Origin of the sequence: Photobacterium sp. SKA34 (assembly GCF_000153325.1) — a bacterium.
In the GTDB taxonomy this organism is placed as follows: Bacteria; Pseudomonadota; Gammaproteobacteria; order Enterobacterales; family Vibrionaceae; genus Photobacterium.
Window position 1 is genome coordinate 905,720 of record NZ_CH724141.1, and the last position, 15,797, is coordinate 921,516.

At 36.3% G+C, this 15,797-nt stretch carries 9 protein-coding genes; 5 read left to right on the forward strand and 4 right to left on the reverse strand.

The features are described from left to right. The first annotated feature begins 286 nt into the window (after positions 1–286). Positions 287–718, forward strand: a complete 432-nt coding sequence (locus SKA34_RS05590; protein WP_006644536.1) for a hypothetical protein — start codon at positions 287–289, stop codon at positions 716–718. 376 nt (positions 719–1,094) lie between these two features. Continuing rightward, positions 1,095–1,811, forward strand: a complete 717-nt coding sequence (locus SKA34_RS05595; RefSeq protein ID WP_006644537.1) for a PAS domain-containing protein — start codon at positions 1,095–1,097, stop codon at positions 1,809–1,811. 41 nt (positions 1,812–1,852) lie between these two features. Here the strand turns inward: SKA34_RS05595 and pdxH are convergent, their stop codons facing one another. Next, positions 1,853–2,488: a pyridoxamine 5'-phosphate oxidase gene (gene pdxH, locus SKA34_RS05600; RefSeq protein WP_006644538.1), complete on the reverse strand. Its 636-nt coding sequence runs from the start codon at positions 2,486–2,488 to the stop codon at positions 1,853–1,855. Between the two features lie 273 nt (positions 2,489–2,761). On the opposite strand from pdxH, the gene SKA34_RS05605 reads away from it, so the two are divergent. Further along, positions 2,762–4,714, forward strand: a complete 1,953-nt coding sequence (locus tag SKA34_RS05605; protein ID WP_232284221.1) for an EAL domain-containing protein — start codon at positions 2,762–2,764, stop codon at positions 4,712–4,714. An 816-nt stretch (positions 4,715–5,530) separates the two neighbouring features. Here the strand turns inward: SKA34_RS05605 and SKA34_RS05610 are convergent. The 3 genes from SKA34_RS05610 to SKA34_RS05620 form a co-directional block, all read right to left on the reverse strand. Then, positions 5,531–7,624 carry a tRNA(Met) cytidine acetyltransferase TmcA gene (locus SKA34_RS05610; RefSeq protein WP_006644540.1) on the reverse strand — a complete coding sequence of 698 codons (2,094 nt, stop codon included), beginning with the start codon at positions 7,622–7,624 and terminating at the stop codon, positions 5,531–5,533. A 100-nt stretch (positions 7,625–7,724) separates the two neighbouring features. Beyond that, positions 7,725–8,699, reverse strand: a complete 975-nt coding sequence (locus SKA34_RS05615; RefSeq protein ID WP_006644541.1) for a ParB/RepB/Spo0J family partition protein — start codon at positions 8,697–8,699, stop codon at positions 7,725–7,727. Positions 8,700–8,706: 7 nt separating this feature from the next. Then, positions 8,707–9,921 carry an AAA family ATPase gene (locus SKA34_RS05620; protein WP_006644542.1) on the reverse strand — a complete coding sequence of 405 codons (1,215 nt, stop codon included), beginning with the start codon at positions 9,919–9,921 and terminating at the stop codon, positions 8,707–8,709. A gap of 1,359 nt (positions 9,922–11,280) precedes the next feature. Between SKA34_RS05620 and SKA34_RS05625 the strand changes: the two genes are divergently transcribed. Together SKA34_RS05625 and SKA34_RS05630 are read left to right on the forward strand one after the other, a co-directional pair. Continuing rightward, entirely contained in the window at positions 11,281–13,281 is a 2,001-nt protein-coding gene (locus tag SKA34_RS05625; RefSeq protein WP_006644543.1) for a replication initiator protein RctB domain-containing protein, read from the forward strand. A 168-nt stretch (positions 13,282–13,449) separates the two neighbouring features. Further along, positions 13,450–15,750 carry a patatin-like phospholipase family protein gene (locus tag SKA34_RS05630; protein WP_006644544.1) on the forward strand — a complete coding sequence of 767 codons (2,301 nt, stop codon included), beginning with the start codon at positions 13,450–13,452 and terminating at the stop codon, positions 15,748–15,750. The last annotated feature ends 47 nt before the right edge of the window (positions 15,751–15,797 follow it).

Genomic DNA, 15,797 nt, shown 5'->3' on the forward strand with positions numbered 1-15,797 from the left:
TCGGGTTATTCCATGATCATGCTTCCATACGTGAAAAATTCACTGAATTTATATTTATAAAATAGGTATCGAAAAGTCACTGATTTTCTTTATTTTTGTCTGATTATTCACAAGATCATCCTTGATCATCTTTCCAGTCCATTTGACACTGACCGTTATCTCAAAACACATGATCATCGTTCCGTTATAAAAACAAAGAGTTAAATCATTTATGGCACGAAAGAGACTGTTGTGTATATTGTTGTTATCAAACGAGGTAGCTAAATAAAACAATAGGGGCACTGATATGAACGAATTAAAGCATATTCAACACTTTATTGCTGAACACCATTTACTGACAGTATGCGCTAGTTTTAACGATCATATTTGGAGTGCTAACTGCTACTATGTTTTCGATAGTGACAACATGGTGTTGTATGTCATGACGTCTCCAGAGACACGTCATGGAAGCCTGATGCTAAAGAACCACCACATTGCTGGTACAATAGCGCCTGAGCCAAGTGACATTAGCGATATTCAAGGTATACAGTTTTCTGGTCAGATTGATTTAATCGCTCCCAGTAATGAACAACAAGCATTAGCGCTTTATTATTCAAAATTTCCCATAGCTAAAAATATGCCATCTTCAATCTGGCAAATAGTATTAGATGAAATAAAAATGACAGATAATCGTATCAAATTTGGGTTTAAACTTAACTGGCAAAGACATCAGCTTTAAATATGCCAAAATGTTAGAAAGTAAATAGTTTTGATAGTTAATTTTTTGTCAATAGGTGATTTCCCCCCTATTTTGTTCATAAAAGCTTAGTTATAGTTAGCTTGTTCGTTATTTAAGGTGATTTCATCTAGAAAACGAGCATTATCCAAAAGGATAAATCAGAGAAAACGAAAATGTACCCTCACTTCGTTTTTCTGATTATCTCTTCTACACGTCGTACAGAATTATGCTCCTAGAGCCAATTCTTGTTTTGCCGGCCTTAATGGCCGGCTTTTTTTATATTTATGTCTAATATATAAGCATCTTATTACTTATACATTTACAAATACGATAAAGTGATTAAAATGTCTTCGCTGACTGTATTTTTAAGCAAAATATGAATAATAAAAACGCCTCATTTTCACCCCAAATTTTTGATCAGTTGCCCGGTTGCTGGGGCTGTAAAGATATAAATTCAACATTCGTTTATGTAAATTCTGAATATGGAAGAATGGTTGGATTTGATAATCATTTAGATTGTATAGGTAAAAACGATTATCAACTGCCTATAACAACAGCAGATTACGCAGATAAGTATGTTGAACAAGATAAAATTGTAATAGAAACAGAGAGAACCATCCGTGTTCTTGATATTCACCCTTATCATGATGGTAAATGGCGCGCTCACCTTTTTACCAAAACACCATGGCGAGACCACAATAATCAAGTTATTGGAACTATTTTCTCAGGCATTGAATTAACAGACACTGCTGTATTAGAAGTTGGGCATTGGTTATGCCGTGCAATAGGGATAACTCAACAGCAAAAAAATTCTTCAATGCCAAGAATTAGCATTAAAAAGGAAGACATTGGATTAAATACTCGTGAATCTGAAGTGTTATTTCTTCTGTTGCACGGGAAGAAACCGCAATATATAGCTAACACATTAGGTGTTTCTGTAAAAACAATTGAGAATTATGTTTTGAGATTACGAGAGAAATTTAATGCCAATTCTAAAGGTGAGCTTTTAGATTTGGCATTAGAATTAGGCTATGGATCAAACATTCCAGAAAGTATGTTGAGAACCCAATTATCTATTGTTTTGAAAGATTAAATAATCCATACAATAAAAGGGTAGTAACCTGCTCTTTATTGTTATGGTGCTAATCGATCAATTGTCCATTCTTCACTATGATCGTGATATAAAAAACGATCATGTAAACGATGTTCACCACCTTGCCAAAACTCAATCGAATTGAATTTAACGCGAAAGCCTCCCCAAAAGGTAGGGACTGGTACCTCACCTGCTAGAAACTTTTGTTTCAATTCAAAATATTTCCCTTCCAATGCTTGTCTTGCTGTTAAGCGTTGGCTTTGCTTACTCGCCCATGCAGCAACTTGACTTTCTTTTGGACGAGAAGAAAAATAGGTTAGCACTTCACGCTTTGATAACGCTTCAACATGGCCGGTAATATGCACTTGTCTTTCCATCATATGCCAAGGGAAATGTAAGCTGATTTTATTATTAATGGCAAGTTGCTGAGCTTTACGACTACCAAGGTTAGTATAAAAAACAAATCCATGTTCATCAAAATGTTTAAGTAAAACGATACGTTGAAAAGGTTGACCAGATTCATCAACTGTAGCAACTGTCATTGCAGTAGGATCCGGTAGTTGTACCTCTACAGCTTGCTTTAACCATCGTTCAAATAAGACTAGTGGATCACTCGGTAAATCATCTCGTCGTAGCCCTCCTTTAGCATACTCCCTACGAATATCTGACAATTCCATCTTTATCTCCATTAAGTATAAATGATTTATTCTTTACAATATTGCGACTTCCTTTTAGAAGCAAACACTATTTTCTTATGCATATTAGCCTTGTTTACAAAAACAAATAGACACATCTATCGAATTTCAACAATAAATAACAAAGAGTACAGTTGCATGATGCGAGTTTTGATAAATTAGACTATTACAAAATCAATAATGTAGTCAGCATAATATATCTCTCTTTTATTTACTGTTTATGTTGGACTAGTACTCTACCTTGGTGCTCAGATTATGACACTCTTTAAACGACAAATAATAAGTATTACAACACTCATGTGCTCTTTACTTAGCATTTCTGCAGGTACGCAGTTATATAATGGCTATCATGTAATTAGTGATCAGCATATAACAACAGCACATGAAGATATAAATCGTGCGCTTACTACATTACCAGACAAATTATCAATTCTTGATAGTTTAATAATTTCTCGACAGCAAGAAGTTCAACTTATTGATACCCTTAATTATTTATTCCCAGCACAACAATATAACCACATATCATTGTTATTTTCCGATTCAACACCTTTAATACGAATAGATAATAACCGTGATATAAATAATGTTCCACAATGGTTTCAATCATTAATCAATATCCCAGAACATATTGAAAAAAGAATAATAAATAATGACAATTTTGATGTCGGTATCTTAGAGTTGAGCGCTTCATCTCGCTGGGCATATACAAAATATTGGCAATTATTTAGCAACACTCTTATTTCTCATTTATTACTCATGCTTATTGGTGGCTGTGCGATTTACTTTATTAGTACAAAGCATTTCACATCGTTACGCAAGTTAACAAACCGTGCGTATAACATAGATAACCTCAATCAAGCACCTCTAGCATTGCCTGATGAATCCGATATTAAAACAATTGTAAAAGCATTTAATAAGCTTAGTTATCAGTTAGATGTAAACTTTAAAAGCCAAGCAAACGAAGCTGTAAAACTACGAGAACAAGCTTACCTTGATCCTATCTCTGGATTAGGCAATCGTAGTTTCTTTATCCATCAAATTAGCTCTTGGTTAGATGAGTCACATAAAGGCGGATTAGCGCTAATACAAACAACATTAATTAGTGATTTTTATGAGAAGGAAGGCTATCAAGCGGGTGATAAACTTATAAAGCAAATCGCAGCACGTTTAAATGATGTGATTAGTTATAATTACACCACTATAGCACGCTTATCTCGTGATGAATTTGCCATTCTTATCCCTAACTTATCTTCTGAAAAGTTAGAATTACTCGGAAAAATGGTACTTGAAATATTTGATGATATCGTTAATAATTCAAAATTAGTCAGCCCATCAACTACAGATATTGGCTTAGTGTATAACGAAGCGAAAATTACTCCGAGCCAATTATTAACACAATTAGATAACGCATTAACGCAAGCAAAGCTTACCCCTCATAAATCCATTGCTTTAATAAAAGATCCTAATAGCCATAGCAGCTTAGGTAAACAACAGTGGAAACAATTACTAGAACAAGCGATTAATGAAGATTTATTTCAATATAAATTCCAGCCTGCAACATTAGAAAATAAAAGTGTCTACCATTATGAAGTATTCACCGCGATACAAAAAAATAAGAACTTTTATTCAGCCGGTCAGTTTTTAGGTGCTATCGAAGATTTGAAGATCGGAAGTTGGTTTGATCGACATGTCATTGTTACGATAGTTAACCGACTTAATGCAGATAGGACAATTGGTCCATTTGCAATTAACATTACTAACAGCAGTATTGGCGATCCTAGTTTCACTCGCTGGTTAGATAGACTCTTAAGTAATAATACTCAGATAGCCTCTAGATTATTTTTTGAATTACAAGAAATCAGTTGTATCAGAAACACCGATGCGACAAGCCTGTTGTGCAGCATTATAAAACGTTACCACTTCGGCGTAGGAATAGATAACTATGGACGTCATTTTCAATCGTTAAATTACTTAAAAGAAACTAATCCTGATTACGTTAAAATCGATTATGCATATACTTATCAATTAAATGACCAAACAAAATCAGCTGTGTTATCTTCTATATGCAGAACTGCACATAGTTTAGATATTAAGGTTATTGCTACTCGAGTTGAAACAGAAACACAGTTGGAGCGGTTATCTGATTTATTCGTAAGTGGTTATCAAGGTTTTATTACTGAAAAGTATTCACAGTTAGAAACTGTATAGATAATTTACAGTGTAAATAATATTGTTCACTAAAAACCAGTACCTCAGTACTGGTTTTTTAATTTCTATTTATTATCTAACTGATTCACCATATGACACAGCCACTATCATGACTTTTAATTTCAAGAAAGCAAGTTGATGTTACTGACTTATTTTAATCACTCGAATCACGCTTTGAATTGAATAGATCCAAATAAGTGCACTCTCAATTATCTAGGAATCAACATTTAATGAGTTCTCATTCTATTTTAAGAACTTATAGATATTTGCAAAACAATTCATTCTCGTTAATCAAAACTTCTTAATATTGGTTAGCCATTTATTTACAGTGTAAATACTATACTTCCACATCTAGTACCTAGTATCATTCCTTCTCTTTAAAGTGTAAATACTTGTTATAGCTTTTAATATTTACACTGTAAATCACTGAATAATAATATGCTACTATATGCATATTATGGATAGCTTCTATTTGAGATAATCCCTAACTATACAATTTAAAAGTTTCTTTTAATCAAACTTTTCAACTAATTCAATGAGTATCAGCAATCTCTTCATAATGCCGAAATTGATATAAAAAGCTAATTTAAAGCTTAATATATAACAAGCGCCTTGCTATCAAAAAAATATAGCTGCCCCTATATAGTGATGGCTAGAAGTAAGAAGTAAGAAGTAAGAAGTAAGAAGTAAGAAGTAAGAAGTAAGAAAATCATAAGTGGATAATTTACAGTGTAAAGCGAATATACAATTTACACTGTAAATAAAAGAGAGAAACAATTTACACTGTAAACAGTACTCCCTCGCTCTGAACCAACACTAGATAAGATTCTCACTAACAAATTGACGTAGAATATTTTCAGCTTGCTTGCGTCCAGTAAATTTGAACGAAGAGATAACATCAGTCCAAGCTTGGCGCTGCATCACTTTTGCTATGGCAAAAAACAATTCTGCATTTCGAGTACAATCATCACTTAGTAAATAAGATGATAACCTTGTTTCAATACTTGCAACCACATAATCATAGCCTAACGCCCCCAAGCAAAAACCATCAAGTTGAGACTGAATAAAGGGCTCAGAAAGTTGATAATCAATTGAATAACTCTTCTGATTTCTATATAAACGAAGAAATAATTCAGGCGCTAACTGTTGAAACTGTTCAACTCTTTGAGCGCTAAAACTCGCAGAAAATAAAAGCTCTGCATCATTAAACCAGATGTCATAACAATTATGATTGAATACCTTAACGCAGAGTAAAGAATGTAGACTACTGGCCGCATCTTTATTTATGCCTAAACGAATAGGAGTAAAACCTGCGTTATGCCAAAAATTCACTAGTTCATCGGTGGCGCCAAAACTTGTACCAATATAATCAACGCCGCATGCCAAAGCGTACTGCTCAGCACGAGATAATAATTGCTGACCAATTCCCTGCCGGTGGAGTACAGGTAAAACAGCAATACGTAATATTCGATAACATGACTGTTTCGCTGCCGCTTTTAAGCCTAGATGTGCTGCAATAGATTGTGCTAATAAATGCCCTTTAATTCTTCGCTGCCCAAGCATGATCGCTTCTGCTAAATCATCATCAAATCCACCTTCTTCGACTAACAAGCAGCAACCAATTACGTGATGTTCAGAGCGAGCAACTAATACATGTTGGGTAGAATCATCGAAAAGTTGTTGAACGTCATTTGGAGATGTTTGGTAATGGGCATGAATTAATAGACCAACAATTTGAGACAATAAATTTTTGTTTGTAACAAGCTCAGCCTTCGTTACGAGTTCATAAGAAATCGTTGCATGAGATAATGTCTCTAATGTTGAGTACTCTGCATTAAGTAGTAATGCATTGAAAACCCACTGTTCTAACGGATCGTTTACTTGCCAGCGAATAGGTTGCTCAATATGAACCGCTTTCCATTGTGGCATTTTCTTATTTAGTGCTTGCTTAAATTTAATTTCAAAACCACGCCCAGTCCCTTCATAGCCATGAATCGTTGAGGCAAATACTAAACGATTATGTCGATTCAATAACGCGATCAAGGTATCACCAGGAATAGCTGCAGCTTCATCGACAAGGATAAAATCATATTTATCCGCAACATCACAAATAACATCTTGTGCAATAAAATGCAGCTCACTCCCTTGGCATAATAATCGATGAGGATGAGTGGTATCAGCGTCAATCAAGCGTTGTTGCGCATGTGAAAAAACGGTAGATGCACAAGCAAAAGAAGGAGACGTCACCGCAATTTTCATTTTTCGCACAAGCATTAACTCTGCTGCAGCGATACCTAACGCAGACGATTTACCTCGCCCTCTATCGGCGGATAAAACTAACGGGCGCTTTCTATGACCAGCAGCAACTTTAATAATGGCATCAACCGCATGCTCTTGTTGTTGTGTTAAACAAAATCGAGGGGCACTTGAGGTAAAATCTACATGACTATGTGACTCACAAATCCAAGGTTTAAATACTGGAAGATTACTATTTTGGCATAACGTAATCACATCAGGTTCAGCACACAATAATGATAGACGCTTCATAAATGGAGAAATATTAGCATCACTTTTCCAACCAAGAGGTAAGAGTAATAACATTACCCCGCCCCCTTTTATTGTGCCAGACAACGCACCAATAACATTCGCATCAATACCGTGATGAGCGTTAATAGCAATACCGTCCGTCTCTTGTCCCAACCACTTTTTCGCTGTTTTAAAATGACAATGAACTATTGATTCAGGCGCATCTTCACCCGCCCAAAGCATCGCTGAATAGTGTTCAGAAAATAATTGCGTGATATTAGTCGCCCAGCGAAGATCACCTTCAACAATAACAAGTCGACGGCAATTAGCAGCAAGCGAGTCCATATGAAGCTGAGAAATAAATGTAGGAAGAAGTGATAACATAAAATAACCTGAACAACATGATTGTTGAGATCATAACATGTGAAGCAAAATTGAGATGAAAAAAAACCACGCTAGAATGCGTGGCTTTAATAAGAATTGATTATTTCAAATAATCATTTAAGTAATCAAGAATGTCACTGACTTGGCGATCGCTCATTTTTTTCAAACGTAACTGTAACTTATCACCGTCGCGAGTATAACTTACTTTACCTTTAATAAGCTCTTGAGAACTTGGTTTTTCAACAACAACTTTCGGCTGAAGTGCATCGCCCATCTCTTCAAGTTTAACCGTCACTTCGCGAGTAATTCGGCTGATACCTTGTGCTTTGATTGTTTTCCAGAGTGCCGTATTTTCAGCACTTAACTCTTCAATCATTTTTTTCTGTTGTTCAGCTTCTAAACCAAAAAAAACACGGTGAAGTTTAACAATAGTAGGACGACCAAGCTCACCAACGCTAGGATAAGCCATCAGCAATTCCATAGGTAAACTCGCCGCTTTTAAAGCACCACTTACTAGGGCTTCGCTGCATTGTAAATAACGAGCTAACTCTTTTTGATCCGCAACTTTTCCACTATCAAGTAGATGTTGCATCTCTTTACCACGCTCAAATAAACTTAGCGGTTTATGAGCGTTAGCGACGTCAGATAAAAATTTAGCATGCTCAGTATTAATACCTTTAGCGACATAAATTAAAAAATCTTTATGAGCTAAAATACAAGACATACGACGGCGGCTACCGTCTAAAACTTCAATACGACCATCATCTAACCAACGACCAACAGCTGGATATTGCTGTCCACGATCTTTCAATGTAGATAATATATCAGCTAGAGCATGCTCATTTAAAAATGCTTGTTCACGTGCATTCTCAGCAAAAACAGTAGTTTTAGTACTGACATCGTCAGCATTAATTTTAATTAATTCAAACGCAACTGTTTCTTCACCTGCTACAGCTAATTCTATTACTGCTGCTTTATCGCGTGCAGCTGTTTGTGCTTCTGTTACGTTGGTCGCGCGACGTTTATCCGCTTTACCAAACAGACGAGCATTAAGATCAGTTGTTTTAATAGCCATCTGTTAGTTACTCCTCGTTAAGATTTGCCCAGTGGCTATGCATCACGCGTTCTAGTTCTAAACCAACACGTTGAATAGCCTCTTGAGCGGTTGAAAGGGTCTTTTTACCCCCTTCAAACTCTGCTGCCGTTAAGTCAAATACCGTACTATACGTATCAGCACAAGTTTCAAATGCACGGCTACGTGGTACTGTGGCCATCATAACTTGATCACGAAGCAAGTAATTCATTTCAGTTAACACAGAAACTTGCTTCTTATTATCGTCTTCAAACATTGTTGGCATTAAACGAATAAATTCTAAGCCATGCCAATCTTCAGGGAACATCTCGTAAACAGTAGGTAAATGCTGGAAAAAGTTAACAGTAGATGCCCAGTCAAGACGTTTAGCAGCACAAGGAATGATTAACGCATTAGATGCATACATAGCATTCCATACCAACGGGTCGATGTGAGGGCCCGTATCAATCATAATAATGTCGAACTCATCTGCAATTGGATCAATTACTTTTTCTTTGAGTAAACGAACAATATCAAGATCTTGATTTACAGCAAGATCTTGCCAAGCATCGGCGTTAAACATCGCATCTTCAGGAAAGGCTGCTATGGTTTTAAGATTAGGATACTGGGTTGGCATAACCACATTATCTTTCAAGAAATCTTTATCCATTTCAACGCCATCAGGTACGTTGTCAAGCATAACGTCAACAGCAGAATATATTGTTTCTTGTTTTCCCACACTTATAAGAGGGTTTAAAAACAGACGTAATGAACCCTGTGGATCAAGGTCGATTAGACAAATACGATAACGTTTATCTAAATCTAAAGCTAAACAAGCAGCAATATGTACCGCTGTCATTGATTTACCCGTACCACCTTTCTGATTCTGAACATTGACAACCCAAGGCTTACGACCTGCACCTTCTCTCTCATGAAAAGCCGGCTTTTTTGCCGACGTCATCAGTTTATGGGCTTCATCTAATGTAATAGAGTAGTGATTAGCATTATTTTTCGTAAATTGATGACCATCAGCCTCCATACGAGAAATTGCATCATCAAGTTTACGTCTTGTTAACCCTGAGCGTGTTTCCATTAAAGCTTTAGACATCGGAGGGAATAACTCCTCACGACGCTCTTCTAAAACAATCTCAATTCGGTCCGCTTGTACTTGTTTTGTTTGCTCTGCAATATTGAGCAAATTTTGGATCGTCTGTTCCCTATTCATTATCACTCTTCGCCATGATGATAGACTAAGTAACATTGTACAGCAAATATAAAAGATAACAATAAAAAGCTGAACAATCAGTGTGATATCAATCTAAATTCAAAAAGCTTAATTTTTGATAAAAGCAGATAAAAGGTCATTATTTAAACATTATTTGACTCTAATAATGGGATTAACTACCCGAAATAAGACATAGATTTAAAGTGTTACACCGTCACAACTTTACAATGTAAATTGATTTTAGCAGGGTATTTACAGAAGCATGATAAAAACAAGCTAAGTTACGGAAGATGTTATTTCAATTTCAGATCAGCCTAAAATTGAACAAATAAGCATAAGATCTAACAGTATGATGAAATCAGTCAATTTCATAGCCATTTCATTAAAATAATTGATAATTAGTAGATAAAGGCAGATCACATCATCAAAAAAGCGAAAATGAATGAACAAAATCTTGATCATTGTTCCGAGAAAATAACGACGGTCATGAAAAGATGATCAAGTACTCTAATAAACAATATAAATCAGAACATCTTGAAGATATTAGATCATATTTTCAGGAAAAATGATCAAGGTAAAAAGGGGAGAATAGCGATTCACAACCATAATTACGGAAGCATGATAGAAAGACGATAAGTTACGGCGAGTGTAGGTTCAATAAGGGTTTAGCTAACAATATCCAGCTAAGAACAAGACCAAAAGGCCAATATTGAATGAAATGGGCAAATATTTGAAATGCAGATTCATTTACTTGATCATTTTTCCGAATATTAAACGATAAAATAACCACTTCTTTGGTAACATTCCGAATCAATGTAAAATGGATTAATCGTTATGGTCGCAGTTATCACACTGTTCATCATGATAAAAAAGTGAATGTTTTTTAAACAAACTGGCTTGAACGACACTCACATGATCATTGTTCCTAGTAAAAATGCCTTGATAAATGACCTTTTCACCGTGGAATTAAGAATAAATCAATACAGAGAAAGGATTGCTGTGGATAACTCTGTGAGTAAGCATTGAATCCATTATGATCATGCTTTCAATTGAATGCTGATCATCGTTTCAGAATGAAGATGATCATGCTTCCAATGCAATGATGATCATGTTTTCTAACAACTGTTGATCATACTTCCAATAAAACCATGATCATTGTTCCGTAGTGCTACTGTTTTATCTTCTTTTAAAACAGAATGTTAAGCTGTAAAATATAACCAGATCATAAGATCAGTTAATCAATAAGATCAGAATTAATCATAAAGATCAGTATTAAAAATCTTTAAATAAAAAACTTTATTTATTGATCTTTTTCTATTAATCTTTGCGGAAAGATGATGGATCTACGGTCAATGATAAATGAAACAACCTCGAAACAGTGAAAATGCCCCAATAGAAAAAATATTGATCGAAGCCCCTAGATCGCACAAAGATGGTCATTTATTTTTGATCCATTCAAATCTTGTCGATTGGCTTCCGCAATATCAACATTTCAAAGGGGTCACTAAAAGTATTATTGAACTGCTCAATATTATTTCGCTACGTGGTTTATCAAGCAAAGACGGTTATGTATCAACAACTGAACTTGTTGAAGCAACGGAAGGTCAATTAACGCGAGCTGCAATTCAACAACGTTTACGTGCAGCTGTAAGTGTTGGTTTATTTAATCAGCAGCCTGTAAGATTCGAAGAAGGCTTAGCGGGTAAAACCATGCTGCATCACTTCATTAATCCATCTTTGCTAATCTCTCAATTAGGCACTGGTAGTTTACAATCAGACCAATTTAAAGAAAAAGAAAAGCAAAAACGTTCAAAAGCATTAGCACAAAATCATGTAAATCGACGTTTACTGACAGAACATGGTTTAGGTACACCACCAAGTATGCCTGATGAAGCTGATCAAATTGTTGTTTCACCAACTAGCTGGGCTGGGATCATTGATCAGGCGTTAGCGCCGCCGAGAACTAAAAAAAGTTATCAAAAATCAATGGTTGCGATCAGTGGTACTAAAGCGATCATTGAAACACGATCATCAAAGTCGATCATGACGGTGGATGATCTAATGACACTGTTTGCGCTGTTTACCTTAACGGTTCAGTATCACGATCACCATATTGCTGATTATGAGATTCAAGCGCGATCTATGGCAAATAAAACGCCAGTCTATATCACTGATATTTTGGCTTTGCGAGGCAAAAAAGACAGTGGTCCAGCCCGTGATTCTATTCGAGAAAGTATTGACCGTATTGAATTTACTGATTTTCAATTGCATGAACTCACTGGTCGTTGGCTAAGTGAAAATATGCCTGAAGGGTTTAAGAGTGATCGTTTTCGTTTTATTGCTAGAACGATCACGGCCTCAGAAGAAGCTCCTCAAGAAGGTGAAGATGGTGAGATCAGAATCAAGCCTAATTTGTATATTTTGGTGTGGGAACCTTCATTTTTTGATGAACTATTAACACGCGATTACTTTTTCTTGTTCCCACCTGAAATCTTACGTCAGCATACATTAGTCTTTCAGTTGTATACTTTTTTCCGTAGTCGTATGTCTCGCCGTGTCAATGACTCTATGCTTTTAAGTGATTTAAATCAAAAGCTTGCTCGAAATATTGAATGGCGACGTTTTTCTTCTGATCTTATTCGAGAACTAAAAAAATTAGCTGAAGGAAAAGTAACGGAAACGATCTTTGCTGTGAATTTATGGGGATATCATTTAACGATCAGTGCTGAAGAGCTTGATAAACGTTATACCGATTATCGTATCGATATTAAATGTGATGCTGATGAAGTGATCCGTTATTCTCGTGCAAAAACGACCAATGAAGGTAAGCGTACGATGGCACCAACCATGCCAAACCCGTTACGTAATGAGATCATGCCAAAGCAAGAATTGGAACAATTGTCCGCCATTATTGATGGTGAGTTTGAACCTATTCAGCGAAAGGCACCACGTCCAAAAGGTCGCTTAGGGCGTCGTATTAAGTTGCGTAAGCATCTCGTTGAGATAAATGCTGATGAATTAACGATTGTGTTATCTAAATATACCTCACCAGAAGCCCTCCAACGAAGTATAACGGCTTTATCTGCAATGACTGGTCATCCTTCATCAGTTATTACTGAAGAGTGCCACGGATACTTAGAGAAGCTTGATTGGTTATATGTTTCTGGTGAAAAAGTCAGTTATGAAACTTTAAGTCGTACCGTTGAGTTATATAACAGCCGTCAAGACGAACGTCATTTATCGATTGAACGTTTAATTTCAGGCTTGGCTGTTAGACGAAAAGTCTGTCAACTTGTCCATAAAGGCCATATTAACGAGCAGGTCTTAAAAGCACTTGATGATGTCGCCAAAGGCATTTAACACTGTTGCGTTAGAGAGAAAAAGAGCGTTTTTGTGCGCTCTTTTTTCATATTATTAACGGTATAATTAGTATTTACTGTATTTTATTGAGTTATGAATAGTTTTAGTCAATATTTTAACGATGAGAGGAACTCGTTGGTTAAAATATTTTCATAGTGATGGCGCTAAATGATTGGGAACTTCACGGTGTTGAAAAAGCATAAAATAATCAAAACAGTATTATTTATGGTACTCAGTGTACAGTCTATTACGGTGTATGCGAGTGCAGACGAACGTCCCATACTTAATCGAGAACGGATTGGACTTGTTCTTAGTGGTGGGGGCGCAAAAGGTGCTGCCCACATAGGCGTACTGGAAGTATTAGAAGAAAATCGAATTCCTGTTGATATTGTAACAGGTACCAGTATGGGCGCTTATGTTGGTGGCGTATACGCCATGGGGTTAAGTGCCAAAGAAGTGAAACGTCGTACCTTTGGCGTAAAATGGGAAGATGGATACCTCGATCGTGCTAGTCGTAACGATCTTACGTTACGAAGAAAACAGCAAAATGATAAGTATCAATTACATACTGATATTGGCCTCGATCTCAATGGGGAATTTAAATCTCGATCAGGAGCATTTCAAGGGCAAGGGTTTGCTAAAATTCTACGAAATGTCACTGAGAACCTCCCATCTTTAAAGTCTTTTGATCAGCTCGCAATCCCGTATAGAAGTGTAGCCACCGATATTACTAAAGTGAAACCTGTTATTTTAAGTTCAGGCCATTTAGCGACAGCAATGCAAGCATCAATGACGGTACCTGGCGCTTTAAAACCGGTTCACTTAAATGAAAAATTGCTTGTTGATGGCGGTGTTGTTAACAATATGCCAGTTGATGTAGCGCAAGATTTAGGCGCTGATGTAATTATCGCAGTAGATTTACGTGATAATTTAATGCCAAGTAAAGAACTTGATAGTGCGTTGAATATTGTCTCGCAGTTAACGACTTATATGACCAATGCGAGTGCTGATTTTCAAAAAAGCCTAATGGCTGAAGGTGACGTATATCTCCAGCCAGATGTGTCATTTATGACAGCTGCAGATTTTGATCAAATGAAAAAAGCATATTTAGCGGGAAGGAAAGTGGCGACGGCTTCGCTTCCAAAATTACTTCGCTACCAATTATCAGAGCATGACTATCGAGCTTATATTAAACAAAAACAAAGTCGTCGAAGCCAACTAACTGCAGCCTCTGGTTATTACATTGATAAGATAGAAATAAAGAATAATACTCGCTTACCTGAGAAAACCTTATTGTCTCAGTTGGATTTGAAAACAGGTCGAGTGATTTCTAATGAAGAATTAGAGCAAGCCGTTAAACGACTACAAAGTGAAGATGTTTATGGTCGAATTACTTACCAAATTAAGCAAGAAAACGGCGAGAACGTGCTTGATATGGATATTAATGAAAAATCATGGGGACCGGGATATTTAAACTTTACCTTGTCGTTTGAAGATAATTTTAACAATCGATCAAACTTCTCTTTTGGTGCGCAATATCTTTATACCGACCTTACGGATAAAGGGGGAGAGTGGTTAACAGAGTTCTCATTAGGTAGTTGGAAAAATATCAACACTGAATTTTATTTCCCATTAGATTATAAACAGCAGTTTTTTACAGAAATTGGTGCTGCTGCAAGTAATGAAGTGAGGAAATTCAAGCGTACAAGTAAAATCCTCGATAGTGAAATAGCTGATTATCGGTACAATATAGAAACTGAATATCGACATGTGAATGGTTATGCGGCTGTTGGTTGGAATTTAAAATCATCGGCAGAAGCGACTCTTGGTTACAATGTTCAAAAAGGGTCTATCACGGTTCTTTCAACCCGCAATAAAGAGGATTATTTATTACATGGTCCCTATGTCAACTTGACTTATGATGATCTAGATAGTTTTTACTTTCCTTCAAAAGGTACATATGCAAATGCAAGAGTGGGTTATAACCAAACGATCAGTGAATATCAAAATAGTGATGAAGTGAATGGCGAAACCATTTCTTATAATTTCTCAATAAAAAAACCGTTTACATATGATCGACATACGTTAGTGCTCACGGCTAAAACCGCTGGCTCAGATTCGGATGAAATGCTACCTGTTTTCGCCCAAGATTTAGGTGGATTATTTAATTTATCTGGATATCACCGTTATGAGTTAAACGGTCGTTACAGTGCTTTTGGCAGTATGATTTATCGTTATCGCGTCCTTGATAACAATTTTGGCGCGTTTAAGCTCCCTGTTTATGTTGGGGGCTCCATAGAGCATGGCGGTGTCTGGGATAAATCTTCTGATGTGTCTTGGGGGAGTTCATTAACGGCTGGCAGTGTTTATGTTGCTGTTGATTCTATTATAGGCCCTGTTTACTTGAGTTATGGTCAAGCCGAAGGTGGCAACAGCTCGTTCTACCTTTCTCTTGGTTCTTCGTGGTAATCAACAAAGTAAGGTTAGGTAAATTTACCTAACCTTACTTATGTTAA

Coding starts and splice junctions, on each gene's coding strand:
- SKA34_RS05595 (WP_006644537.1), top strand. CDS start 1,095: ATGAATAATAAAAACGCCTCATTTTCACCCCAAATTTTTGATCAGTTG.
- SKA34_RS05625 (WP_006644543.1), top strand. CDS start 11,281: ATGAAACAACCTCGAAACAGTGAAAATGCCCCAATAGAAAAAATATTG.
- SKA34_RS05610 (WP_006644540.1), bottom strand. CDS start 7,624: ATGTTATCACTTCTTCCTACATTTATTTCTCAGCTTCATATGGACTCG.
- SKA34_RS05620 (WP_006644542.1), bottom strand. CDS start 9,921: ATGAATAGGGAACAGACGATCCAAAATTTGCTCAATATTGCAGAGCAA.
- SKA34_RS05590 (WP_006644536.1), top strand. CDS start 287: ATGAACGAATTAAAGCATATTCAACACTTTATTGCTGAACACCATTTA.
- pdxH (WP_006644538.1), bottom strand. CDS start 2,488: ATGGAATTGTCAGATATTCGTAGGGAGTATGCTAAAGGAGGGCTACGA.
- SKA34_RS05605 (WP_232284221.1), top strand. CDS start 2,762: ATGACACTCTTTAAACGACAAATAATAAGTATTACAACACTCATGTGC.
- SKA34_RS05630 (WP_006644544.1), top strand. CDS start 13,450: ATGATTGGGAACTTCACGGTGTTGAAAAAGCATAAAATAATCAAAACA.
- SKA34_RS05615 (WP_006644541.1), bottom strand. CDS start 8,699: ATGGCTATTAAAACAACTGATCTTAATGCTCGTCTGTTTGGTAAAGCG.